This window comes from Pseudomonas sp. GW821-FHT09D08 (assembly GCF_059416305.1).
In genome coordinates this window covers 139,104-163,154 of record NZ_JBWKOX010000010.1, presented here as the reverse complement: position 1 = coordinate 163,154, position 24,051 = coordinate 139,104, and the positions used below count along the sequence as shown (strand labels likewise).

The following is a 24,051-nucleotide window of genomic DNA, read 5'->3' as shown; positions in this document are numbered from 1 at the left end:
GCAGGCTGGCTTAAAAGTTGTACGTCACGCCGGTGTACCAGTAGCCGCCGGTGGTGCCGTAGGGCGAGAAGTTGCCATAGGGAAAGCCGCCCGAGCTGCTGGCCAGGTCAGTGCGTTCCGGGTACTTGTTGAACAGGTTGTTGGCGCCTGCATTCAGAGTGATCGCCGGAGTCAGGTGGTAGTCGATGTTCAGGTCGGTGATCCACGCTGGCGAGAACGTGCGGTCGAAGGATTCGGCGGTGCCGTACTGGGTGTACTCGCCGTAGCGGGTCAGGTTGAGACCGATCTCGAACTTGTCGACGGTCCAGGTGGTGCCCAGCAGCAGTTTGGATTGCGGCAAACCGTACTTGAGGTTGCCCTGGCGCTGACGGTCATAACCACCGGTTGGGCCGAGGGCTTGTTGGGCCACGCTGGAGGCGTGGATGTCGTCGATCTGCGTGGTGTTCCAGTTGAACCCCAAGGTGTAACGCAGGTTGCCGTAGGCACCGATGCTCTGGCGGTAGTCTCCGACGAGGTCGACGCCACGGGTGGTGGTATCGAGGGCGTTAGTGAAATAGGTCACCGCCTGGTTCGGGTTGAGACCCGCTGCTGCGAGGATTGCGCTGATTTGCGGTGTGCCGCCCAGGTAGCCGGTTTGCGCGATGCGGTCCTTGATTTTAATCTGGTAGGCATCAAGGGTGATGCTGGTGGCGTCCGTCGGTTGCAGAGTCAGGCCCAGGCTGAAGTTGGTGGACTTCTCAGGTTTGAGAGTCTCGGCACCGAGCGCCTTGGCCACGTCGGAGTTGACTGCAACGTTACGGTAGTCGAACAGCTGGCCGTTGACGCTGGTTTGCGAGGTGGAGCTGTAAATCTGCTGGGCCAGCGAAGGCGCACGGAAACCGGTGCTGAAGGTGCCGCGTACTGCCAGGATCGGTGTGAGTTGGTAGCGGGTGGAGAACTTGCCGTTAGTCGTGGTGCCCGAGCCATCGTTGTAGTGCTCGTAGCGACCGGCCAGGTCGACGTGCCATTTATCGGTGAAGTCCTGGCCGATCTCACCATACCCGGCGAGGCTGGTGCGGCCTTTTTGCGCAGCATCCTGCGGGGTGGTACCGGCACCGGAGATGGTGCCCGGTGCGATCAGGCCACCGCTGGCTCCGGTGGTGAAAGGGCCGCTGGCGTAGGAGGCGAGGTCACCCTTGCCGATCTTGTAGTTCTCGTAGCGTTGCTCCAGGCCCCAGGAAATTTGCGTGGGTTTGTGCAGGCCGAGGTCAAATGCGCGGGTCAGATCGAGGTTGTTGGTCCATTGGCTGAAGGTCTTGACGCCGGTGTCCACCGAGGTCGGCGAGTCCGGGCCGTAGCTCAGGTTGTAGGTGTGACGCAGGGTCGCTTCGGCATGGTCCTGGCCATAGGTGCTGGACAGGTCATAGTCCCAGCCGGCGAGTTCGCCCTTGCCGCCAAACGCTACCTGGAAGTCATTTTCGATAAAACGCAGGGTGTCTTCGATGCCTTCGGGGAAGGGGGTGCGGATGCCATCGAAACTGGCGGGCTGGTGGAAAGCCAGCGGTTTTTCCGAGTTGCGGCGGGTGTAGGTGGAGAATGAGTAGAGCGTGAGGGCATCGTCCACCGGCAGCTCGGCGTTGTACCCGAAACTGAAGTTGCGTGCCTCGGGCAGGCCGGTGCCGTAGTAGGTGTGTTGCAGGCTGGTGTTGCCGGCCGAGTCGGTATAGGGCGCGTTGTCGGAGCGGTCGGAGATCTTCTGTTTCTTCACGTCCAGGGCGAGGTTGATAAAGCCGTCGTTGGGCAGCGCCAGGCCGACATTGCCGGTTTGGCGCGCGGTTTCGCCGTCGCCGTTTTCATAGTTCTGGCCGTAGCTGGTGGACAGGCTGCCGCCGTGGTCGGTCTGCTTGAGCACGATGTTGACCACGCCACCAATCGCATCCGAACCATACTGGGCCGAGGCGCCGTCACGGAGCACTTCGACATGATCCACCAGAGCGGTGGGGATCATGTCCAAGTCCACCGGTTGCGAGCCGGAGTTGAGGTAGGTGCCGTTATTGAGCAGCGCGCTGTTGTGGCGACGCTTGCCGTTGACCAGTACCAGCACCTGGTCGCCATTGAGGCCACGCAGGCTGATCGGGCGCACCACCGACGTTGAGCCGAAGCCTGACGATGCTGGCTGATTGAGGGATGGCAGTACCTTGCTCAGGGCGCGGGTGAGATCGCCTTGCCCGGTGGCCAGCAGTTGTTTGGAGGAGATCACGTCCACGGGTGACGGGCTCTCGGCCAGGGTGCGCGCCTGGCCACGGTTGCCGATCACCACAACGGTGTCCAAGGGGTTATCGCTGGCCGGCGCGTCGGCGGCGAGCGTCAGGCTGCTGTAGCTGGCGGCTTCGTACAGGGCAATAAACAACAACGTGTGGGCGAAGGCCTTACTGGGTCGGCGACCTGTGGCGCGTGATGCATTCATGATGGGAAATACTCCAGTGGTTTAAGGTGTTGGGCCTTGATAGAGGACGGCTTGTTGAGTTCAAGCTCTGGTGGGAAGGCTGGAGAGCAAGGGCTATGCCATCTGTTAAAAGTGTTTAAAAACATAGGCTTACTTGTTATTAAGCGGGGTGTTGGTGTTTTTTTAACAGGCCGAAGGGCAGGGTGTTGGTTTTTGTGCAGGGGCTTTTATCGGCAACCGGGTAGTGAGCCGTAAGGCTTGGGTGGTTGTGCTTGGCACACGACTTGCTCTCCCCACGCGACACCCTGAACCCAAGGAAGCTATTTCTGTATGCCTAGACCCGGCCCGCGCAATGCCCTCACCGATATCCCAGGCCTCACGGTCGGCCACGCCACGGACCTGCGCGTCGACACCGGCGTCACAGTGATTCGCCCCAATGGTTTCTGGACCGCCAGCATCGACATTCGCGGCGGTGGCCCTGGCGGGCGCGAAACGGCTGCGCTTGAGCCGGAAAACATGGTCGGCCAGCTCCATGCTCTGGTATTTGCCGGCGGCTCGGTCTTCGGCCTGGGGGCGGCGGATGCGGTGGCGGCGAAACTGTCCCACGACCAAGTGGGCCTGCACCTCAAACCCGGCGCCCCAGCGATTCCTATCGTGCCCGCAGCGGTGTTGCATGACCTGGCCAACGGCGGCGACAAAGACTGGGGGTTGGAACCGCCATACCGACGCTTGGGCTTCGAGGCGCTGGCCAATGCGGGTGAAGACTTTGAGTTGGGCTCGGTGGGTGCCGGTCGTGGTGCCATGGCCGGGGTGCTGAAAGGTGGGCTGGGTACCGCGTCCCTGAATCTGGGGAACGGCTTGATCGTCGCTGCATTGGTGGTCGCCAACCCAATAGGCTCGGTGTACATGCCCGATGGTCAGACGTTCTGGGCGTGGCCTTGGGAAGTGGCGGGAGAGTTCGGTGGCCAGCGTCCTGAAGCCGAGATGGACTGCAGCGACCCGATGCCGGAGCTGTCACGCCTGGATTCGATGGGCCGTCTGCAAGCCGGGGCCAATACGACTCTGGTGGTGGTCGCCAGTACCGCTCGGCTCACTGTGGCTGAGTGCAAGCGCGTGGCGATCATGGCTCAGGACGGGATTGCCCGTGCGGTGCGTCCGGCGCATTTGCCGTTTGATGGGGACACTGTATTTGCCTTGGCGTCGGCGGCGGTTGAGTTGAGCGATGGCCCACGGCGGCAGGTAGAGATTGGTTGTATTGGCTCGGCGGCTGCGGATTGCGTGGCGCGGGCGATCGCCAGAGGGGTGTTCAGTGCCAGGGGCTAGCCGCGATCAACTGTAGGAACCGGCTCCTGCTGTTCAGGTGAAACGTGATAGGCGCGTCTGTGCCTTTGCCGCCAACGCCGGCAACCTCAACGCCTTATACACCTGCACCAGACTCCGATTCGTCGGCACATCCCACCCGTCATACCGGCGCCGCAATTCCAGTGTCTGCTGCGCACCCAACCAATCCCCGGCCTTCACGCGTGCATCCAGCTCCACCAGGGCAAACAGATCGCGCTGTGCGTGGCTGCCACCAATCTCATTCAGCCGGGGAAGGGCGATCGTCAGTTGCGCCAGCGACTGTTGCCAGTCCCCGCGTGCATGGGCCAATAAGCCCTTCGCCAACGGCAGGGTCACTTCGCCCCACACTGGCCGTGCGTCGAAGCTGTACTGCCGCAGCGCCGCCAGCAACCTATCCGCCTCCGGCTTGCCCGCCCGGGCCAGGCCATACAGGTACTGCACGCTCAGGAACGGCTGTACCGTATCGCAGACCCGACGTTGCAGATAGGGTGCCAGCGCCTGCCAGCGCTCTCCCACGTTGATGCCGGCCAGTTCCAATCGGGCGAGCAAGGACACGGCGCCGACCTGGTCCTGAGAGTATTCCGGGAGGATGCCCCACACGTGTTGGTCGTAAATCTCCAGCACGCGCTGATCCTCGCCCCGCGCCAGGTAGAACAACGCCAGGTGCCACCAGTTGTGGGTGTACATGAACGAGTTCAAACCGTCCCAGTGATGGGTCACGCTTTCCAGGAACGCCGTGCCTTCCTCGATACGTCCCTGGGTCAGCATCACATGGGCCAGGGCGTGCTGGGCCCAAGGCTCCGAGGGTTGCAGGCGCAAGGCTTGCAGCGCGCTGGCTTCGGCTTCTTCGAGCAGGTGGCATTGCTCGTAGGCGAAGGCCAGCAGGCCGTGGCTGTGGGCAATATCGGGTGCGCCAGCGGTGGCCTTTAGGCCGATGCGCAACAGGGCGGGCCAGTTGCCGCGGTTGAATTCCAGGTACTGGTTGAGCTTGGCGGCAAACAGGTCGCGGGGGTATCGGTCGAGCAGGTTTTCGCTCAAATGCAGGACTTGATCGAGGTCGTCCTTGATCCAGGCTTGCAGCACGCCAAGGTACAGCAGGGCGCGCGGGTGAGCGGCGTGCGCCGCACGTTGGCGGTATTTTTCCGCGAGTGCCGGGCCCTCGGGCGACTCGATGAACATCAGCAGCAAGCCGGCAAACGCATTGGCCAGCGCGGAGTCGGGATCGGCATCGGCGGTGGCAAGGATGCGTTCGGCACGGGGCTGGTAGCCGAGGAAGCCGCCTATAAAGTCGTCCAGCCCTTGGAGGGTGGTGGGGGCGGTGGTGTCGATGGGGTTGCCCAGGTAATCCAGTGACATAGTGGCGAGGCTCGTTTATTCAGATGATGGTTACAGGGGCAAACCTTGTGCCATCGACCAGCGATGAACCCCTGTGGGAGGGGGCTTGCCCCCGATAGCGACGTGTCAGTTGGCTCATTCATTGATGACCGACCGATATCGGGGGCAAGCCCCCTCCCACATTTGAAATGCTTTGCTGCTGCTTTTTGCACACTCAGGCGCAGCTCTGTGGTTTTTTCATCAGCGCGATCACCACCAACCCCAGCAATACCCGCCCAACCGGCCATGGCACAACGCTTGCAAAACCCTCGTTATATTGTTCAATTCGAGGAGACTCCATGCGCTCATTCTCTTTCCGCCGTGCCCTCACGTCCGTGGCAATGTGCACCACGTTGTTGGCCGGCCAGGCTCAAGCGCAACCCCAGGAGGGCGGGGTGCTCAACCTGGTGGCCCAGCCGGAGCCGCCCTCGCTGATGCACGGCGTAGTCAGCCATGTGTCGACCCAATACGTGAGCGGCAAGGTGCTCCAGGGCCTGCTCACCTTCGACACACACCTTGCGCCCAAACCGGTATTGGCCAAAGCCTGGACTATCTCCCCTGACGGCCTCACCTATACCTTGGACTTGCAGGACGGCGTGCACTGGCACGACGGTCCAGCGTTCACCGCCGATGACGTGGTGTTCAGCTTCCAGACCTTCTACCCCGAGGTGGACAAGCGCCTTGGCGGTATCATCACCGAGTACGTCGAGAGCATCACCGCCAAAGGTACGCTGCAGGTGGTCTTCCACCTGAAGAAACCTTTCGCACCGTTGCTTTCGGCCTTGGGCAGCGGCTTGCGCCCGGTGGTGCCGAAGCACCTTTACGAGAACACCGACTTTCGTAACAACCCCTACAACCTAAAACCGGTGGGTACCGGGCCGTTTGTGTTCGTCGAGTGGAAACGAGGCGCCTATATCAAGCTGGCCAAGAACCCCAACTACTGGAAAAAGGGCCTGCCGCACCTCGACAGCATCATCTTCCACGTTATTCCTGATGCCTCTTCGCGTGCCGCCGCGTTCGAGCGTAACGACGTGCAAGTGCTGCGCAGCGGCGATGCGGATTACTCCGACCTTAAGCGCCTGACCGCCTTGCCCGATGTGCAGTCGTCGGAAAAGGGCTGGGAGTTGTACGCGGGTCTGGCCTTCCTGCAAATCAACACGCGCAAGCCACCGTTGAACAACCCCAAGGTGCGCCAGGCGATCCTGTATGCGCTGAACCGACAGTTCATCGTCGATAACATCTTCTTCGGCTCGGGCAAGGTCGCCCAGGGGCCGTTTGTGTCCAGCTCGCCTTACCACGATCCCCAGTTGCCGCAGTACGCCTATGACGTGAAAAAGGCCAAAGCGCTGATTGCCGAATCCGGCGTGGATGTCGGCGCGGTGCGCATTCGCCTGCTCAATGGCGAGAAGGGTGGTGCCTGGGAGCGCCTGGCCGAATACACCAAGCAGTCCTTGCAACCCCTGGGTTTCAAGGTGCAGGTGGTCACGTCCGACGCGGCGACCTGGTTCCAGCGCGTGAGCGACTGGGACTTCGACCTGACCTACAATTTTATCTTCCAGATCGGCGATCCCTACCTGACCAGCGCCTATCTGTTCCGCTCCGACTACATACTCAAAACTTCGCCGTTCGCCAACGTCAGCGGCTACAACAGCGCAGAGGCCGATGCCTTGTGGGCGAAAGTCGCCGATACCCCGGAAGGCCCGGAGCGCAAACAGCTCTACAGCCAGCTGGAGAACGTGCTGAACACCGACCTGCCCATCGCACCGATCTTCGAAATGCGTTACCCGACGCTGTTTCACAAACAGGTGAAAAACCTGCTGCAGACCGCTACCAGCCTTAACGAGGACTACGAGAGCGTGTACCTCGAGGCCCTGGCGCCATGAACGGCGTGCTGTATCTCAGCGGGCGGCTCGTCAAGGCGCTGCTGATGGTGGTGGCGGTGCTGGTGCTGAGTTTCCTGCTGATTCGACTGGCGCCGGGCGATCCTGCATTGCTGTTGGCCGGAGAGGCAGGAGTGGACGATGTGCAGTTTATCGAGCAACTGCGCCAGACCATGGGCCTGGATAAACCGCTGCTCCAGCAGTTGCTGATATACCTGGGCAATATCGCCCACTTGGACCTGGGTTATTCCTACCGAAATCAGACCTCGGTGTGGTCGCTGATCGCCGAGCGGTTGCCGGCGACGCTGGCATTGATGGGCTCGGCCTTTGTAGTTTCTTCCGTGCTCGGCGTGACCTTAGGTGTGCTGGCGGCGCGGGCACGGCAGAAGCGGCATTGGCTGGACGGTGTGATCGCCCATGGTGCTTTGTTGCTGTACGCGATGCCGCCGTTCTGGCTGGCGATGCTGATGATTTTGCTGTTCTCCGTAAGTCTGGATTGGTTGCCGGCGTTCGGTATGGAGACCGTGGGCCGGGACTTCTCGCTGCTGGATCGCCTGCGGCATCTGTTGTTGCCGTGCCTATCCCTGAGCGTGCTGTTTCTGGCCCTGTATATCCACCTCACCCGAGCCGCCGTGCTCGATGCTCTTGGTCAGGAATACGTGCGCACTGCTCACGCCAAAGGCCTGCGTCCACGACGGATCCTGTATGTACATGTGTTGCGCAATGCACTGCTGCCGGTGGTGACTTTCGCTGGTTTGCAACTCGGCCAACTGGCCAGCGGTGCGTTACTGGTGGAGGTGGTGTACTCCTGGCCTGGCATTGGCCGCTTGATGTATGACTCATTGGCCCAGCGTGACTACGGTGTGTTGATGGGCGGCTTTCTGGTGATCTCGATTTTGGTGGTGGGCTTCAATGTGTTGACCGATGTGATTTGCCGTTTGCTCGACCCACGTATTGGCGCTGGAGGACAGGGCTGATGGCGGTGCTCACACGCTTTATTCACCAGCCGTCGGCGCTGGCCGGCGCGTTGTTTTTGCTGGTGTTAGCAGCACTGGCGACTGCCGCGCCGTGGCTCACCAGTAGCTCGCCCTGGGAAATGAACACCCAGCCGATGCTACCGCCGTTCCACGATTCGGCGCACTGGCTGGGCAGCGATATGCTTGGCCGCGACCTCGGCAGCGGCTTGCTCTACGGCGCCCGTGTGTCCCTGGCCGTGGGGGTGTTGACCAGTCTGGCGACCTTGCTGGTGGGGCTGCTCGTCGGCGCTGTCGCCGGTTATTTCGGTGGATGGCTCGACGGCGCGCTGATGCGGATCGCCGAGTTCTTTCAGATCATTCCGCAGTTAGTGTTGGCGGTGATCCTGGTGGCGGTGCTGGAACCGTCCCTGGGGTCCATCGTGCTGGCGATTTCGCTGGTGGCGTGGCCGGGCGTCGCGCGGCTGGTGCGCAGCGAATTCCTTACCCTGCGACAACGTGAGTTTGTGCAGGCGGCGCGGGTGCTGGGGCAATCGCCGTTGGGCATCATTTGCCAACAAATCCTGCCGAATGCCTTGGCGCCGTTGTTGGTGACCATGACCTTTGTGATGGCCACTGCCGTTCTCACCGAAGCCGCGTTAGCGTTTCTCGGCCTGAGCGACCCTGAGGCCATGAGCTGGGGTTACATGATCAACGCGTCCCGTGGGCTGCTGCGGGATGCCTGGTGGATGAGCTTCCTGCCGGGGTTGGCGATTGTGCTGTGCGTGCTGGCCGTGAACGGGGTGGGCGAAGGCTTGCGCGTGGCCTTTGAACCGGGGAGGTCGCTATGACGTTGCTCAGTGTGGAAAACCTGCGTATCGCCTTGCCGGCCGGTGCCGACCGCAGTCACGCGCTGTATGACCTGTCGCTGCAATTGCGCAGCGGCGAATGCCTATGTGTAGTGGGCGAGTCCGGCTCGGGCAAGTCGATGTTGGCCAAGGCATTGTTGCGGCAGTTACCGACGCCGCTGAGCGTGGAAAGCGGGCGCCTGGTGTTTCGTGGTGAAAACTTGGCGAAGCTCAGTGAAACCGCGATGCGTCAGCTGCGCGGGCGAGATATTAGCATGGTGTTCCAGGAGCCCATGAGCGCGCTGAACCCGCTGTTGCGCGTGGGTGAGCAGATCGATGAAACCCTGCACGCCCACGGGGTGAAATCGGCCCAGGAGCGTCGCCGACGGGTGGTGGAATTGTTGGGTTACGTCGGCCTGCCCGAGCCTGAACGCCTGCGCCTGGTCTATCCCTTTGAACTCTCCGGTGGTCAGCGTCAGCGCGTGGTCATCGCCATGGCATTGGCGTTCGATCCCTCGTTACTGATCGCCGACGAACCCACCTCGGCCCTGGATGTGACCACCCAGGCGCAGATCATCGATCTGTTACGCAAGATTCAACAGGACAAAGGCATGGCGCTGTTGTTCATCACCCATGATTTCGCCGTGGTCGAGGCAATTGCCGACCGCGTGCTGGTGCTGGAAAAAGGTCGACTGGTGGAGCAGGGCAGCGCCCATCAAGTATTGCGCAAGCCTCAGGCGCTTTATACCCGGCAACTGTTGGCAGCGGTCTCGGCGCAACCGCGGGCCCCGCGCACCACGGTGGACGGGAGTGTGGTACTCAAGGCCGAGCAACTCAATAAAGTGTTTCGCAGCAACAGCGGTTGGTGGCGTAAGCGTGCCACCCAGGCCCTGGCGCAGGTTCAGTTGACCCTGCGCGAGGGTGAAACCCTGGGCATTGTTGGGGAGTCAGGCTCGGGGAAATCCACTCTGGGGCGTTGCCTTGTTCGGCTGCTACGTGCTGAAAGTGGTCAAATTCAATGGTTGGGCCAGGATGTAACGGCGCTGTCAGAAGGGCGTTTGCGAGCATTGCGTAGCGATGTGCAGATGATTTTCCAGGACCCGTTTGCCTCGCTCAATCCGCGCCAGACCGTCGGCCGTATCGTCATGACCGGCCCGCTGGTGCAGGGACACTCAAAGGCCGAGGCCGAGCGGCGCGCGCGGTCAATACTGGAGTTGGTTGGGCTGCCCGCAGCCGCGTTCGAACGCTATCCTCATCAGTTTTCCGGTGGTCAGCGCCAGCGTATCGGTATCGCCCGTGCCTTGGCTGTGGATCCGAAAATACTCATCGCGGACGAATGCGTTTCCGCTCTGGATGCGCTGATCCAGGTACAGATTCTCGAGTTGCTTGAAGACCTGCAACGTCGGCTCAAGCTGAGCATTGTGTTCATCACCCACGACTTGCGAGTGGCCGCCAGATTGTGTGATCGCATTGCCGTGATGCAGGGCGGGCATGTGGTGGAGCAGGGGGAAACGGCAACGCTACTGGCCCATCCGCAACATGCTTATACCCAGACCTTATTGCGTGGTTTTTCCAGAACAGCCCACCCTTCGACGGTCACTCCTCAACACCTTGAATCCCAAGAGGCTTGTCCCACTCATGGCTGATTTACACGCATTTTCTGATTTACCTCTGGTGCGGGGCGAGCGGGTGGAAATCCGACCCGGACGGCACCTGAGCATCGTTTATCAACCTGGCACGCATCAGGCAGACACAGTCCTGTTCTTCGGGCATGGCGGTGGTGGTCACAAGGATCAATGGCGCGAGTTATGGCAGGCGTTGGCCGAGCAGGGATACAGCCTGGTGGCGTGGGACCTGTTGGGGCACGGCGATAGCGAAAAGCCGCGCCGGCCGCAGGCCTATGCCTGGTCGGAACTGGTGGAAGATCAGCTGGAAATACTGGGCCGCTACGCTGCACGGCGGAATATCCTGGTCGCCCATTCCTTTGGTACCGGACTGGGGTTGAGTGCCTTATTGGAGCTTCCACGCAGGTTGCCGCAGGTGACCATAGATGGCGCCCTGCTGCTAGGCACACAACTGCATCGCCCGTTGAGCCATGGTGGTCTGATGTCGCTGCCTGCCTGGGTGTTGGAGCTGCTGCGGCCGTTGCTGGCCAAGGGCTTTCGTCAGCGTGCGTGGCACCCCGCAGCCGATCCCCGGCTGGTGGCCTACGAGGAACACCTGACCCGTCGCAATCGTCTGTATGTGTTCAAGTCTTTACTGCAAAATGCCCAATGGCCCGACGCCGATGCCCTGGCCCGACTGACTTTGCCGACTTATGTGTTAGCGGGAGACAGCGACGGACTGACTCCCTCCAGTGGGGGGGAAGCGCTCGCCCGACAGCTGCCAACGGGTAGCTTTGAGGTGTTGGAGCGGTGTGGTCATCAATTGATGTTGGAGCGGCCTGCGCAGGTGCTGGCGGCGTTCCAGAGGCTGATGAAAAAACTTGATCAGCGTCCAGGTTCGTCCGATTGAGTTGGTTTCAGCTGGTGAACACGTGAATGCCGGCCTTATTGATTGGTACTCTATCCAGCGCAGCGCTTTAAATATAACTCTGATGAGTAGTTGTTTTTTGGCTAAGGGTAGAATCCCGTAGCCTTGCTTAGGATTACCCTTTTTTCGCTCTTGAAACGCCCTAAAAACAAGTCCAGAATTGAGTCTTTTCCTGCTTCGGTAAGAAAAGAAACCCCTTAGATTTCAATGGGTCGGACGCCAAATGCGAGTCTCGTTTCCCGCTCCAATTATTGTTCTACAGGTTTCTATTGAAGTCTGCAGAAACTGAAAAAAGAGGCTTCGGCCTCTTTTTTAGTTCCAGTAAGCTCCACTCGAAAACACTACCATCCACGTTTTCTTAGTACATTTTTTAGTACATTAATCCGGCGCTTGGTAGATCACTTTTTCGTGGGACTCGCCTCTCTGGAAACCGTACAAATCTCCTCCATCCAAACGAGACGGAGATTGTACGATGGCTCTCACCGATACCTCGGTCCGACACGCCAAACCCCGTGCCAAGGACTACACCCTTCCTGATTACAACGGCCTCGCTCTTTTCGTGAGTACGAAAGGCGCCAAGTGCTGGCACTTCCGCTTTTCCTGGGCGGATAATCAACCCCGTATTTCTCTCGGTACCTATCCTGAAATTAGCTTACGAGATGCTCGCGCTCTGCGTGATATTGCGAGGGCACTGGTCGCTAGGGGCATCGATCCGCGTGTCCATCGGCAGCTGGAGCGTAATGCCAGGCGCCTGGCTACGGAAAACGCCTAGAAAGCGGTTGTTCAGCATTGAAAGTGGTACGCAAAGTTGAACATCGTGTTTCTGGTCGTGGGTCTCGATAGTCCGGTCGGACCCAGAACCTCCCGCTTCAATTGGCCGCCGAGTCGGCTGACAGCGAGGGCGCTCAGGTTGAGATGTAGAGGGGGCGTCTTACCTTCGCTGTTCATGGCCGGTTAAGCCTTTAGGCCAGGTCGGTGATCAGTCGTTGGGCAGGTGCAGTTGCACTTCCATGGCGTCATGAAGAAGTCGGACGACCTCGATCACGTCGTCGTTTGCCACACGATAGAACACGATATGGCGTGGGCTGTTGACCGTCCCATGGGGGTGTTTGGCCTGCTGGCGTGAATAGATGAGGTGATAGCTGCGAAGGCCCGGTGCAAGCTCATCGCGGTCGTGGCTGCCAATGCGATAAGGCGTGTCGGCAATCGCTTGCAGCGCAGCGAGGATCAGTGCCTGGTAGCGCTGGCGTGCTCGATCGCCGAACTGCGTCTGGGAGAGCCTGAGGATGTCGACAATGTCGGCGCGCGCCGCGTTGGAAATCCGATACTGCGGCATGCTCAGTGTTTTTCCCTCGCGGGGAGGGTGGCTTCCAGGCTCAACCCCTCGAGGTAGTGCTCCAGATCCCCTTCGTTCAACTGCGTGAAGCGCCCGTGCTCAAGGTCCATGATGCCGATCGAGGTCGCCTGACGCAGGGCCTCAATTTTGGCGGTGTCTTCGGCGACGCGTTGCTCCAATAGCCGCAAACCTTCTCGCATCACTTCGCTGGCATTCTGATAACGGCCGGACTGAACCAGTTCATGGATAACCTGTTCCTGGTGAGGGGTGAGCACAACGTTTCGCGTCGCCATAATTAGCTCCAGCTCTGGGCAAACAGGTTCTTTCGACCATTGGCATATTATGCCATTTTACCAAGGTACACATAGCTTGAGAGCTGTATCTGACGAACTGGGTCGCACGGGGTCATCCTTCGCGCCGAACAGCGCGTGCTGGCTCGGGACTGTATGCGCACAAAGTCCAAAAAGGCTGTTGCAGGCGAGACGTCGGGGACGGCTTGATTAGTGTGGGCCTTGGCCTTTCAGTTTGGCCAGGCCTTGTTTGATGTGTCCGGCGTTCTCTCCGATTGTTTGAAGTGCACCGCGTACATTGTCGCCAGTGTCTGTCGCGCCGTGGCGCTCAGCCCTCAGGGTTAATTCCATCACGGCCGCCTCTAAGGCGAGCTGGTTTGGGTACACGCCATCCCTTTCGGCCGTTAGGCTGGATTAGCAGAAAAAGACCATCACCATCGAACAGACCGTATGGGCGATCTTTAGGTTTGGCCGTCCGGCAAGCAGCGTCAGTGAGGGGAGCAGTGGTACGTGGCATAAGTATACAACCCATTATCGAACTGGCTTGTATCTCTAAAGCTATACCTAAAAAGCCTGGAACTCGACAGAAACCGACGGAACGCCATAAACGAAAAAACCCGCCAAGTGGCGGGTTTTAAAGGGTTCCATGGACTTTACTGGCTGTCAGTGGAACTAGAGATGGTGCCCGAACCCGGAATCGAACCGGGACGCCCTTACGAGCGGGGGATTTTAAGTCCCATGCGTCTACCAGTTTCGCCATTCGGGCGGTAGCGCGTTGTTGCAGGGTTGGGAATATATAGATCCAGGCGCTTCGACGCAAGGTCGGGCTGCCGCTTTCTTGCATGGACGGCGTATGAAAAAGCTTGGCAGATCAGTGATCTACATCGGCTTTAACAGGCGAACCAGAGGATTCCTACGGTACGGGAACAAGCGGCATAAATGACAGTCATAGCGATATGCCATCCCGGCAGTCTGAAAAGGAATCAGTTGATGCTCAGTGTTCGCAGGCGCTATTGGATGGTTATTGCAGGTGTCGTGGGACTGTTGGCCGGTACGGCACAGGCTGGGAGTGCGGTGAAGTGGGGGGATTTCAGCGCGTCAGGCGGTGATCGGTTGACGGGGGCTTCGCTGGAAGCGGGCAATCAGTATGTGTTGAAGGCGTCGAGCATTTCGGTGGGGGATATTGAACAGCTGCAGGCTGCGCAGAAACGTACCGAGAGTGAGGTACAAGGCCTGAAAGGCAAGCTGGAGGGGCAGGACCGCGCGTTCGATGAGTTCAAGCGCAGGGACGGTTCGAGCGCCAGTTCCAGTGACAGCCAGTTGGCGAGCCTCAAGCGCACGGTCGAGGATCAGAACAGCACGATCGAACGGCAGAAAAGCGATATCGACGGTTTGAAGCGCAGCCTGGATGATCTCAAGCGCAGCGTGGATACCTTGAGCAGCAAGGTCAAGTAGCCTGGCCGCATGCGACATGCGGTCGGTCATGAGCCTGGATGCGGGTGTAAGGTAGGGCGTGCAACGCTGGGAAATCTCAGGAAAGCGAGGTGACTATGAGCGCTCCACTGCTGAAGAAGCTGCACCTGAATGGGTACGACATCGTGCAGGTCAATTTCGGGCCATGGCGGGTGTGTACGCCCCAGGATCGGCTGGCGTCCTTCAATTCCCGTGAACAGGCACTGGCGTATGCCGCCACGTTGCCGGGTTACCAGGCACGCAACAGGCCGGTGTCCAATGATGATTGATTGAAAACGAAGCCCCGGTTTGTCCGGGGCTTCTGCGTTTCTGGCTTATACGAAAGGCTGTGCGCCGAAGCCGCGGGGCAGGCGTTGTCGCCCTGGCAGGTCGGTCAGGCGCTGCGTCCAGGCACTGCGCCAGTCGGTGCTGGTGTGGGTCTTGGCCTGGCGCGAAGCACGGCGTGCGGCGTTGCGCTGGTTGCGGCGCGCTTCCTTGTAGGCATCGGTGTTGCGGCAGGTGCGGCACTTGACCCGATTCAGCTCGGTGCTGGAGGGCAGGTTATTGCCGTGATGGCCGCAGGCCAAATGCCCGGCCACCTTGAAGTGAATGACCATGTAAGCGTCTCCTTCTTATTGGGTACGCACATCGGTAAACCCACAATGCACGCGGGGAGGGCGGGGCTGAAAAGTCCCGGCACCTGAGGTTACGACCCCATGGGCGCAGCAGCGTTCGGTTTTGCCCCCGGACCTGTTCAACACCCCCGCCTCGGCGCTACCCTGCCACGCCACTGATCATGAAAAGGAGTGTGTGATGAGCGTCGAAACCCTGCCCCTGGAAGGCAGTTGCCGTTGTAACCGGGTGCGCTTCAGCGTGAGCCAGGCGCCGGTGATTACCATGGCGTGCCACTGCACCGGCTGCCAGAAGATGACCGCCAGTGCGTTCTCCCTCAGTGCACTGATTCCCGCCAGCGCGTTCACGGTGACCCAGGGCTGCCCGGTGGTCGGCGGCCTGCACGGGGTCGATCGTCACTATTGCTGCCCGCACTGCATGAGCTGGCTGTTTACCCGCCCCCATGGCATCGATGAGTTCGTCAACGTGCGTGCGACGTTGTTGGATAATGCCGCGGAGTACGTGCCCTTTATGGAAACCTGGACCCGCGAAAAACTGGCCTGGGCTACCACGCCGGCAGTCGAAAGCTTCGAGCAGTTGCCGCAACCCGAGGACTTTGCACGGTTGCTGCAGGCCTATGCCGAATTCAGCGCTCGCTGAGTTCAGTCAATCAAGGCGAGCAGGTCCGTATCGCCCACGTCCTGCCCGGCCTGGGTCAGCAGCGTGGTGGCCTGGCCTCGATGGTGGGTCTGGTGATTGAAAAAATGCACCAGCAGGGCGCCGAACGGCTTGCTGGCCGCCGCGCCGCGCATGTTGTGGTAGTGCAGGCGATGGTCGAGGTCGGGTTCGCGCAGGGTGTGCACCCAATCGATGATCAATTGGTCCAGCCAACGCCGCCGGGCGGCGAGTTCACCCAGGTCGACGAACGCCAGTTGCTTGAGGTCCGACGGCGCGGCGATGCTGTTCAGCGGCGCCAGCGCCGCGTAGCCGGCGGGGTACAGGGCAAAGCGTTTGAGCCAGACGGTGTCGCCCAACGTGAGATGGTTGAGCGTGCCGAACACCGAGCCGAAAAACGCTTGGCGGTCCACGCGCAACTCATCGTCCGTAAGCCTGGCAGCCGCGTCATAGACCTTGCGGTTCATCCACTGGTTGTAGGTCGCCAGCAGCGTCATTTGTTCGATACGGTCCACGTGCTTTACCCCTCGTTGGCAATGGTGCCGCCATCATAAGGCAATTACCTGGACGACCCGCCACGGCAACTGCACCTGGAGCAGCAGGCCAGGCCTAAAACCTGAGCGTCGCACCGGTGGTCAGCCATTGATTACGTTCACCGCCCAGGTCGCGCCCGAGCACCAGGTCGACGTCGACAAATTCCCCGAAGTGCAGGCGCGGCCCTGCTTGCCAGGCCTGGTCACCGCCTTCCTGGCCGTAACGTTCAGCGATCAGCGTAAGGGCATCCATCAGTTGATACTCGACGCCGGTGCCCCAGGTCAGGCGCTGGGTTGGCTCGCCGTCGTTGTAGGCATGGGCCCAGCCGGCATTCAGGTTCAAGCGCAGGGGTGCCAGCGGTTGCCAGGTCAATGGGAGCGTGAAGTCGGCGCCGTCGAACCCGTGTCGTCGATCAAGGGCAAGATGTGCCCCGGCGGAGATCGCCATTTCCAGCCCCAGGTCTTGCCGTGACAGCACCTGCGCCTTGAGTTGCGGACTCACCTGGGTCTCGCCCCGGCCTGCGCTGTCGGCCCGTGACAGCGCCGCGCCCCACTGCACCGAAGGCAGTGCGCTGAACGTGCACGCGGGAGACAGCGTTGCCGTGTGCGTGCTGCCGACGTGCCGGTCGGCGTTGTACCAGGCGTCGAGATTGCAGGCACCCGGTGCGTTGATTGCGCCGTCATCGACCACATAGGCGCCACCGGCGGCATGGGCCTTGGACACCAGGGCGATTAACAGGATCGAACCCAGGGTGATACCTATAAACAGCAGGTTGCGCCGCAGCGCCCGCTGTTTTGCCGGCGGCAACAGCAGCAGGGTCTGGCGCGCGCCGCGATAGTGCCGCGCACGGTATTTGGCAAACCCGTCCGGGCGCTTCGGGGTGTGTTTGTTGTGCATGATGCACCTCGCTTGAATGTCAGTTCTCTACGGTCAGCACCGAAATGCCGCTGGCCCTGGCTTGGCAGACCAGCTCCGACGTGTCGTCACCACCCGGCAGCGCGATGACCACATCCGCGCGGCTGTCGGTCAGCATGAAATGGTTGCGCTGGCGCTCCGCCTGCTTGCCGTGGCGTTGCCAGTTGGGCGGGTAGCGCACCACGTCGATGCCGAGTTCCCGCGCCCAGTCCTCGATGGCGCTGCCGAGGAACTGGTTGCCGCCGTGAATCAGCACCTGCACCGGGCGCAGGCGGTGGTAAGCGTCCAGCACTTGGCGGGACTTTTTGCAGTCGGCGTAATGACGACCGGCACAGATCAAGACGCGCATGATCCTATTCCTTGTAATGCACAGTGGCGGCCGGGCGACCGCCACCGTTTAAACGGCGGGGGAACTCAGTACCACTGCTTGAAGCGGCGGATGTAGAGGGTTTTCATCAGTTGGGCCACGCAGCAATAGCTGAGCAGCGTGCCGACCAGCCACGGGAAGTACGCCAGCGGCAGCGGTTGCAGGCCTACCAGGGCGCCCAGGGGCGAGAACGGTACGTAGATGCCCAGCGCAATCACCACGCCGGTCATCATCAGTACCGGCCATGCGGCCGTGCTCTGGAAGAACGGAATCTTGCGGGTGCGCAGCATGTGCACCACCAGGGTTTGCGAGAGCAGGCCCTCGATAAACCAGCCGGACTGGAACAGGGTCTGCATTTCCACGCTGTTGGCGGCGAACACGTACCACATCAGGGCAAAGGTGGTGATGTCGAAGATCGACGAGGTCGGCCCGATCCAGATCATGAAGCGGCCGATGTTCCTGGCGTCCCACTTGCGTGGTTTGGCCAGGTACTCCTTGTCCATCTTGTCCCACGGCAGGGCCAGCTGGGAGATGTCGTACATCAGGTTCTGCAGCAGCAGATGGATCGAGAGCATCGGCAGGAACGGGATGAATGCACTGGCCACCAGCACCGAAAACACGTTGCCGAAGTTGGAGCTGGCGGTCATGTTCAGGTACTTCATGATATTGCCGAAGGTTTCGCGGCCTTTGAGCACGCCTTCTTCCAGCACCATCAGGCTTTTCTCGAGCAGGATGATGTCGGCCGATTCCTTGGCGATGTCCGTGCCGCTGTCCACCGAGATACCCACGTCGGCATCCCGCAATGCCGGTGCGTCGTTGATGCCGTCGCCGAGGAAGCCGACGGTGTGGCCGTTGGCTTGCAGGGCCTTGAGCACCCGGGATTTCTGCAGCGGCGTGAGCTTGGCAAATACCGTGCGTTCTTCCACATGGCGCGCCAGGGTGGCGTCGTCCATAAGCTCGATCTCCACCCCCAGCAGCGGCCGGCCTGGCTCGAGGCCGACCTGGCGGCAGATCTTGCTGGTGACCACGGCGTTGTCGCCGGTGAGGACTTTGACCGCCACGCCGATCTGCTGCAGGGCTGCAATCGCCGGGCCGGCGGTTTCCTTGGGCGGATCGAGGAAGGTCAGGAAGCCCTGGATCACCAGGTTGCGCTCATCGGCGGTGGTGTACTGCTGGCGGGCCAGGGCCTTGGGAATGTTGCGCGTGGCCACCACCAGCACGCGGAAGCCGTCTTCGTTGTAGTCATTGGCGATCGCCAGCAACTCCTCGCGGCGGCGCTCATCCAGAGGCACGGCACTGCCGGCCTCCATCACGTGGGTGGCAATGTCCAGCATCTCCTCGACAGCGCCTTTGCACACCAGCAGATGGTCGTGGGCAGCGTCCTTGACCACGATGGAGAGGCGACGGCGCACAAAGTCGAAGGGCAATTCATCGACCTTGCTGTAGGCAAACGGCACCTGGAACCTGGGGTTCTGCTCCGAGAACTGCACCACGGCCTGGTCCATCAGGTTTTTCATGCCGCTCTGGTGGTAGCTGTTGAGCCAGGCCAGGGACAGCACCGCATCATCGCGCTGGCCGAAGGCGTTGACGTGATGCTCGAGGATGATCTTGTCCTGGGTCAGGGTGCCGGTCTTGTCGGTGCACAGCACGTCCATCGAGCCGAAGTTCTGGATCGCGTTGAGGCGCTTGACCACTACTTTGCGCTTGGCCATCGCCGTGGCGCCCTTGGCCAGGTTGGCGCTGACGATCATCGGCAGCATTTCCGGGGTCAGGCCCACGGCGACCGCCAGGGCGAACAAAAATGCATCGCCCCAGTCGCCCTTGGAGAAGCCGTTGAGGAAGAACACGATCGGCACCATCACCAGCATGAAGCGGATCAGCAGCCAGCTGACGCTGTTCACCCCGCGATCGAATGCGGTCTGTACCCGGGAGCCGACAATCGCCTTGGCCAGGGAGCCAAAGTAGGTGCGCGGCCCGGTCGCCACCACCACGGCTTTGGCGCGGCCGCTGACCACATTGGTGCCCATGAAGCAGATGTTCGGCAGGTCCAGCAGGTTGCCCTGGTCGGCGGCGACCGGCCCGGCGGATTTTTGCGTGACGTCGCCGAGGGTGTCGTACTTCTCCACCGGCAAGGCTTCGCCGGTGAGCACCGCCTGGCTGATAAACAGGTCCCGGGACTCAATCAGGCGGATGTCGGCAGGGATCATGTCACCGGCCGACAACTGCACGATATCGCCGGCCACCAGCTCGCGCATCGGCACTTCGCGCAGGGTGGGCTGGCTGCCCACTTGCTCACGGCGCAGCACCGTGGCAGTGGTGCGGACCATGGCTTTCAAGGCTTCGGCGGACTTGGCCGAACGGTGCTCCTGCCAGAAGCGCAGCAGGCTGCTGAGCAGGACCATGGTCATGATGATGACGACCTTGGTGGGGTCGGCTTCCTCGCCGTCCTGCATCGGCAGCCAGCAGTCGGTGAAAAAGCTGATGCCGCCCAGGGTCAGCAACACGTAGATGAACGGGTTGTTCAGGGCCTGCAGGAATTGCACGATGGCGTGAGGCGGTTTGTCATGGGCCACTTCGTTGTGGCCTTCCCGTTGCAGGCGGGCAGTGGCGTCCAGTTCGGTCAGGCCATCCTGGGTGGCGCGTACGTTGGCCAAGGTGGCCGACAGGCCGTTGTGGGCTTCGCGGGCGGCACGCATCGACAGTTTGGTGTCGCTGGCGGTGCCGGTTTTCTTCTGCAGTGGCGTGTTTTTTACGGCGCTCATTGTCTGTGCTCCTGTCGCCAATTCTCGACAAAACATACCCGGTACTTACCTGAATACAGGCGAGCGAAAGCATGCCGAGTCGCTGACTTCGCGATCGGTTTAAATAAGATGCTTGGATAACTTCTACTGGCGCGTTAGTTATAAGGCGCGCAGCGAACTACAACTGGAAAGTTTCATAAAGAACTCCAGGGACTTGATCAGGAAGTTATTGTTTCAGCGGGATTGAACGGCGCGGGCGCTCTGCACTATCCCAGGCTGAAAAGCGGCGGTCTCTGCGGGTCTTTGGGGGAGGGGGCAACGCCGGGCGTGCGTCGTGGCAGAAAAACCACGCGGGCATGGCAACGCTTGGCTCGCAAGGCTGCGGCCTGTGTGGGTACATCGGGCAAAGCAAGGGTTGGGAAGGTCATAACACACCTCGGGACCGGACGGGCGACCGGCGAGGCAGTTACGGCGGAGCATCAAGCTCCAGCGCAGCTTACCGGACCGGGGAGGCGAGTCCTGTCATGTTCTGGATTGGGCGCCCGATGCCCGCCAGGGCGGTGCTCGGACAGCGACTGGATACTGTGTCCATTGGCTTCTTTTGTGAGGGTTAAAAAAGGCCCCAGTTGCGGGCAGGGGCAATCTACTCAGGCAGTTACAAAATGTCAACGTATGATTAATTAAATAGCCCGGTGTTCAGAGTTCATTCAGACAAGAGACACTCGAAAGTTACCCGATATATAACTTCATACGCCCTGTGCGGCGAGAACGGCCAGATAGATCAATACCAACCCGCAGGCGCCATAACTGATGCGTTGCCACATGGGCGATGCATTCTTGCGCAGCAGGTTCACCAGTGCGGCGATCAGAAAACATGACAGCACCGAAGCCAACATGAAGCCGGCGAAAAACATCAGCGTCTGCCCATGGCTGGGCGTAGCGCCGACGATGCCTGACAGCGCGCTGCCCAGTGCCCCCCAGTAGACGATGTTTTTCGGGTTGGCCAGGGAAATCGCCGCGCCCACGGCCAGCGCATTTTGCCGAGTACTGGCCGGCGCATCATCGGCTTCGGGCAAGTGCCAGGCGTCGATCAGGCTGCGTACGCCCAGCCACGCCAGGTACAGCGCGCAGATGATCGTCAGCGGCACGCGCACGGTGTCATGTTGGATCAACAGTGCGATGCCGGTGAGGCCGATCACCGCCCACACGGCATCGCCTACCAGCGAGCCAAACTGCACAAGCAGGGCTGGCGTAAACCCGTGCAGCAAGCCACGGCGCAAGGTCTCCGCCAGCACCGCGCCGGGGGAGAGGCAAAACACAAAACCGAATACCAGTGCGTAAAAAAAGATCGTCAGCATGCCCGCGTCCTTTCAGGAAAGTGCGAGAGCATACGCTGGCAGAGGGCTGGGAATCCATATCGTCGCAGCGGATCCATCCAGCCGTCAGGGTGTGTTCATGTCCAGCAGCGCTATGCGCTCGAGTTCGACCTTCAGCTCGCCAGGGCTGAGGCGGGCAAAGGGCAGGGCGAAAAACGCCCGGCAACGGCTGGCGATGGTCTCCAGCGTGGCATCGAATGCCGCCTGGATGCTGGCCTGGTCACCTTGAACCTCCGAGGGATCTGCCAAGCCCCAATGCGCCTTCACCGCCGGCCCGAAATACACCGGGCAGGCTTCGCCCGCCGCCTTGTCGCAGACGGTGATGACCACATCCGGCGGGCTGCCTTCAAACGCGTCATTGCCCTTGCTGTACAAGCCTAAGGTGCTGATGCCCGCTGCCTGCAACGTGCTCAGGCTGCGCGGCAGGACCTGGCCCTTGGGAAAGCTGCCGGAGCTGACCGCGGTAAAACCCTGGGGGGCCAGGTGGTTGAACATCGCCTCGGACAAGATGCTGCGACAGCTGTTAGCGGTGCACATGAACAGGACTTTCATTGCGGTTTCTCCGTTAGATGCTCAAGCGTAACGCGAGGGCGGCGAGGGTGATCAGCAGCACCGGCAAGGTCAGCACAATCCCGACCTTGAAGTAGTAGCCCCAGGTGATGGTGATGCCCTTGCGCGCCAGGATATGCAGCCACAACAGGGTGGCCAGGCTGCCGATGGGGGTGATTTTCGGGCCCAGGTCGCTGCCGATCACGTTGGCGTAGATCATCGCATCCTTGACCACGCCCACGGCATGGCTGGATTCGATGGACAGCGCACCGATCAATACCGTCGGCAGGTTGTTCATCGCCGAGGACAACAAGGCCGTCAGCACGCCGGTGCCCATGGCCGCACCCCACACGCCGTAAGTGGCAAAGGTATCGAGCCAGGTCGCCAGGTAGGTGGTGAGGCCGGCGTTACGCAAGCCGTAGACCACCAGGTACATCCCCAGGGAAAACACCACGATCTGCCACGGGGCTTCCTTCAGCACCTTGCGCGTGGAGATCTTGTGGCCCTTGGCGGCGATCACCAGCAGGAGCACGGCGCACACCGCGGAAATCGCGCTGATGGGAATGCCCAGGGGTTCCAGGGCAAAGCAACCGATCAGCAGGATGCCGAGCACCCACCAACCGGCGCGGAAGGTGGCGCGGTCGTGGATCGCGCTGGCGGGGTCTGCCAGGTCGGCAGGGTCGTAGGTCTGCGGAATATCGCGGCGGAAGAACCACAGCAGTACCGCCAGGGTGGCGGCGACACTGACGACGTTGACCGGCACCATGACCGCGGCATATTCGTTGAAGCCGATCTTGAAATAGTCCGCCGAGACGATGTTCACCAGGTTCGACACCACCAGCGGCAGGCTCGCCGTGTCGGCGATAAACCCCGCGCCCATCACAAACGCCAAGGTCGCCGCCGGCGAAAAGCGCAGTGCCAGCAGCATCGACATCACGATGGGGGTGAGGATCAGCGCCGCGCCGTCGTTGGCAAACAGTGCCGACACCAGGGCGCCGAGCAGCACCATATAGGCAAACAAGCGCCGGCCACGCCCGCGCCCCCAGCGCGCCACATGCAGTGCCGTCCAGGCAAAGAACCCGGCTTCGTCCAACAGCAGGCTGATGATGATCAGTGCGACAAACGTCCCGGTGGCATTCCAGATGATGTGCCAGACCGCCGGGATATCCGCCAGGCTGATCACGCCACAGGCCAGGGCCAGGATCGCGCCCATCGTGGCGCTCCAGCCCACTCCGAGACCCTTGGGCTGCCAGATGACCAGGACGATGGTGAAAATAAAAATGGCGACTGCGACAAGCATGAATTAACGCTCCGGTGGCTCAGCAGCAGGTGCTGTCTCGTTGTGGTCTGTCGCCCATGGCATCCAGACGCTGTGTGTCGTTGTGCAGCCATGGCTGGTTGGCTTGCAGGGTGATGTCCAGCACCTGGTTCACCCAATCGGGCAGTGCCGGGTTGACGCGGTAGTAGATCCATTGGCCCTGGCGACGATCCAGCAGCACACCGCAACTGCGCAGTTGCGCCAGGTGACGGGAGATTTTGGGCTGGCTGTCGTCCAAGGCATGGATCAGTTCGCACACGCAAAGTTCGCCTTCACGCTGAATCAATAGCGTCAGGCGTGCGCGCGTGGCGTCGGCCAGGCATTTGAACAGGGTGGGCGGTGTAAGGGGTTCCGACATGACCATTGCCTACATACATATGGAAATTCGAATATACGTATGTCCATATGTTTCGGTCAAATCCTGTTTCAATTGATATGGATCAAACCTCGGTAAAACTGCCACAAGTGGTTGAAATTAAAATGAAACACGAATGTCCTAAAGTGCCTCCCCATTGCTGATGAAGGAAGACCCG

The 24,051-nt window shown here is 60.8% G+C and carries 24 protein-coding genes, 1 tRNA gene and 1 pseudogene; 10 read left to right on the top strand and 16 right to left on the bottom strand.

Going from position 1 to position 24,051, the window contains the following annotated elements; all coding sequences use genetic code 11:
- Window positions 1-10 precede the first annotated feature (10 nt).
- A complete protein-coding gene (locus AC07OP_RS18860; RefSeq protein ID WP_115488684.1) occupies window positions 11-2,446 on the bottom strand; it encodes a TonB-dependent receptor plug domain-containing protein in 2,436 nt (811 codons plus the stop codon).
- A 309-nt stretch (window positions 2,447-2,755) separates the two neighbouring features.
- Between AC07OP_RS18860 and AC07OP_RS18855 the strand changes: the two genes are divergently transcribed.
- Entirely contained in the window at window positions 2,756-3,748 is a 993-nt protein-coding gene (locus AC07OP_RS18855) for a P1 family peptidase (RefSeq protein ID WP_115488683.1), read from the top strand.
- 33 nt (window positions 3,749-3,781) lie between these two features.
- Here AC07OP_RS18855 and AC07OP_RS18850 read toward each other — a convergent pair whose 3' ends face one another.
- Window positions 3,782-5,122, bottom strand: coding sequence for a tetratricopeptide repeat protein (locus AC07OP_RS18850; protein WP_141155003.1), 1,341 nt, complete (start codon window positions 5,120-5,122; stop codon window positions 3,782-3,784).
- Between the two features lie 317 nt (window positions 5,123-5,439).
- Between AC07OP_RS18850 and AC07OP_RS18845 the strand changes: the two genes are divergently transcribed.
- The 6 genes from AC07OP_RS18845 (at window position 5,440) to AC07OP_RS18820 (ending at window position 12,125) form a co-directional block, all read left to right on the top strand.
- The gene (locus AC07OP_RS18845; RefSeq protein WP_495102133.1) at window positions 5,440-7,023 is read left to right on the top strand and encodes an ABC transporter substrate-binding protein; all 1,584 of its coding nucleotides are present in this window, start codon (window positions 5,440-5,442) and stop codon (window positions 7,021-7,023) included.
- Window positions 7,020-7,997 carry an ABC transporter permease gene (locus AC07OP_RS18840; protein WP_495102132.1) on the top strand — a complete coding sequence of 326 codons (978 nt, stop codon included), beginning with the start codon at window positions 7,020-7,022 and terminating at the stop codon, window positions 7,995-7,997. Before AC07OP_RS18845 ends, AC07OP_RS18840 begins: the two co-directional genes overlap by 4 nt.
- Window positions 7,997-8,824, top strand: a complete 828-nt coding sequence (locus AC07OP_RS18835; RefSeq protein ID WP_495102131.1) for an ABC transporter permease — start codon at window positions 7,997-7,999, stop codon at window positions 8,822-8,824. The genes AC07OP_RS18840 and AC07OP_RS18835 overlap by 1 nt, the downstream gene beginning before the upstream one ends.
- Window positions 8,821-10,467, top strand: a complete 1,647-nt coding sequence (locus AC07OP_RS18830) for a dipeptide ABC transporter ATP-binding protein (RefSeq protein ID WP_495102130.1) — start codon at window positions 8,821-8,823, stop codon at window positions 10,465-10,467. The genes AC07OP_RS18835 and AC07OP_RS18830 overlap by 4 nt, the downstream gene beginning before the upstream one ends.
- Window positions 10,460-11,335, top strand: coding sequence for an alpha/beta fold hydrolase (locus AC07OP_RS18825; RefSeq protein WP_495102129.1), 876 nt, complete (start codon window positions 10,460-10,462; stop codon window positions 11,333-11,335). The genes AC07OP_RS18830 and AC07OP_RS18825 overlap by 8 nt, the downstream gene beginning before the upstream one ends.
- A gap of 490 nt (window positions 11,336-11,825) precedes the next feature.
- Window positions 11,826-12,125: an Arm DNA-binding domain-containing protein gene (locus AC07OP_RS18820; protein WP_495102128.1), complete on the top strand. Its 300-nt coding sequence runs from the start codon at window positions 11,826-11,828 to the stop codon at window positions 12,123-12,125.
- Window positions 12,126-12,332: 207 nt separating this feature from the next.
- Here AC07OP_RS18820 and AC07OP_RS18815 read toward each other — a convergent pair whose 3' ends face one another.
- The 5 genes and pseudogenes from AC07OP_RS18815 to AC07OP_RS18795 all read right to left on the bottom strand — a co-directional run bounded on the left by AC07OP_RS18815 (window position 12,333) and on the right by AC07OP_RS18795 (window position 13,745).
- Window positions 12,333-12,689: a type II toxin-antitoxin system RelE/ParE family toxin gene (locus AC07OP_RS18815; protein ID WP_020295092.1), complete on the bottom strand. Its 357-nt coding sequence runs from the start codon at window positions 12,687-12,689 to the stop codon at window positions 12,333-12,335.
- A 2-nt stretch (window positions 12,690-12,691) separates the two neighbouring features.
- The gene (locus AC07OP_RS18810; RefSeq protein WP_020295091.1) at window positions 12,692-12,982 is read right to left on the bottom strand and encodes a type II toxin-antitoxin system ParD family antitoxin; all 291 of its coding nucleotides are present in this window, start codon (window positions 12,980-12,982) and stop codon (window positions 12,692-12,694) included.
- A gap of 207 nt (window positions 12,983-13,189) precedes the next feature.
- Window positions 13,190-13,366, bottom strand: a complete 177-nt coding sequence (locus AC07OP_RS18805; RefSeq protein WP_486363881.1) for a death domain-containing protein — start codon at window positions 13,364-13,366, stop codon at window positions 13,190-13,192.
- A pseudogene (locus tag AC07OP_RS18800) lies at window positions 13,311-13,496 on the bottom strand (integrase arm-type DNA-binding domain-containing protein); the annotation flags it as partial. The pseudogene AC07OP_RS18800 and the gene AC07OP_RS18805, both read right to left, overlap by 56 nt.
- A 162-nt stretch (window positions 13,497-13,658) precedes the next feature.
- Window positions 13,659-13,745 (bottom strand) — tRNA-Leu (locus AC07OP_RS18795).
- Window positions 13,746-13,996: 251 nt separating this feature from the next.
- Between AC07OP_RS18795 and AC07OP_RS18790 the strand changes: the two genes are divergently transcribed.
- Window positions 13,997-14,434 (top strand): hypothetical protein, encoded by a 438-nt coding sequence (locus tag AC07OP_RS18790; RefSeq protein WP_495102127.1) that lies wholly within the window; start codon window positions 13,997-13,999, stop codon window positions 14,432-14,434.
- A 95-nt stretch (window positions 14,435-14,529) separates the two neighbouring features.
- A complete protein-coding gene (locus AC07OP_RS18785) occupies window positions 14,530-14,721 on the top strand; it encodes a hypothetical protein (protein WP_027606617.1) in 192 nt (63 codons plus the stop codon).
- A gap of 45 nt (window positions 14,722-14,766) precedes the next feature.
- On the opposite strand, the gene AC07OP_RS18780 is transcribed toward AC07OP_RS18785, so the two are convergent.
- Entirely contained in the window at window positions 14,767-15,048 is a 282-nt protein-coding gene (locus AC07OP_RS18780) for a hypothetical protein (protein WP_146476314.1), read from the bottom strand.
- Window positions 15,049-15,244: 196 nt separating this feature from the next.
- On the opposite strand from AC07OP_RS18780, the gene AC07OP_RS18775 reads away from it, so the two are divergent.
- Window positions 15,245-15,703 (top strand): GFA family protein, encoded by a 459-nt coding sequence (locus AC07OP_RS18775; RefSeq protein ID WP_065927465.1) that lies wholly within the window; start codon window positions 15,245-15,247, stop codon window positions 15,701-15,703.
- A 2-nt stretch (window positions 15,704-15,705) separates the two neighbouring features.
- Here AC07OP_RS18775 and AC07OP_RS18770 read toward each other — a convergent pair whose 3' ends face one another.
- The 8 genes from AC07OP_RS18770 to AC07OP_RS18735 all read right to left on the bottom strand — a co-directional run bounded on the left by AC07OP_RS18770 (window position 15,706) and on the right by AC07OP_RS18735 (window position 23,876).
- Complete coding sequence (locus AC07OP_RS18770; protein ID WP_495102126.1) at window positions 15,706-16,233, bottom strand: DinB family protein; 528 nt, start codon at window positions 16,231-16,233, stop codon at window positions 15,706-15,708.
- 94 nt (window positions 16,234-16,327) lie between these two features.
- Entirely contained in the window at window positions 16,328-17,149 is an 822-nt protein-coding gene (locus tag AC07OP_RS18765) for a PA4824 family protein (RefSeq protein ID WP_495102125.1), read from the bottom strand.
- A 19-nt stretch (window positions 17,150-17,168) separates the two neighbouring features.
- Window positions 17,169-17,516 (bottom strand): DUF2493 domain-containing protein, encoded by a 348-nt coding sequence (locus AC07OP_RS18760; protein WP_065927468.1) that lies wholly within the window; start codon window positions 17,514-17,516, stop codon window positions 17,169-17,171.
- Between the two features lie 65 nt (window positions 17,517-17,581).
- A complete protein-coding gene (mgtA, locus tag AC07OP_RS18755) occupies window positions 17,582-20,296 on the bottom strand; it encodes a magnesium-translocating P-type ATPase (protein WP_495102124.1) in 2,715 nt (904 codons plus the stop codon).
- A gap of 725 nt (window positions 20,297-21,021) precedes the next feature.
- Window positions 21,022-21,633, bottom strand: coding sequence for a LysE family transporter (locus tag AC07OP_RS18750; protein ID WP_092357932.1), 612 nt, complete (start codon window positions 21,631-21,633; stop codon window positions 21,022-21,024).
- A gap of 84 nt (window positions 21,634-21,717) precedes the next feature.
- On the bottom strand, window positions 21,718-22,203 hold the full coding sequence (locus tag AC07OP_RS18745) for an arsenate reductase ArsC (protein ID WP_495102123.1): 486 nt from the start codon (window positions 22,201-22,203) through the stop codon (window positions 21,718-21,720).
- 13 nt (window positions 22,204-22,216) lie between these two features.
- The gene (locus tag AC07OP_RS18740) at window positions 22,217-23,500 is read right to left on the bottom strand and encodes an arsenic transporter (RefSeq protein ID WP_065941578.1); all 1,284 of its coding nucleotides are present in this window, start codon (window positions 23,498-23,500) and stop codon (window positions 22,217-22,219) included.
- A 19-nt stretch (window positions 23,501-23,519) separates the two neighbouring features.
- Window positions 23,520-23,876 (bottom strand): metalloregulator ArsR/SmtB family transcription factor, encoded by a 357-nt coding sequence (locus AC07OP_RS18735; protein WP_495102122.1) that lies wholly within the window; start codon window positions 23,874-23,876, stop codon window positions 23,520-23,522.
- Between the last annotated feature and the right edge of the window lie 175 nt (window positions 23,877-24,051).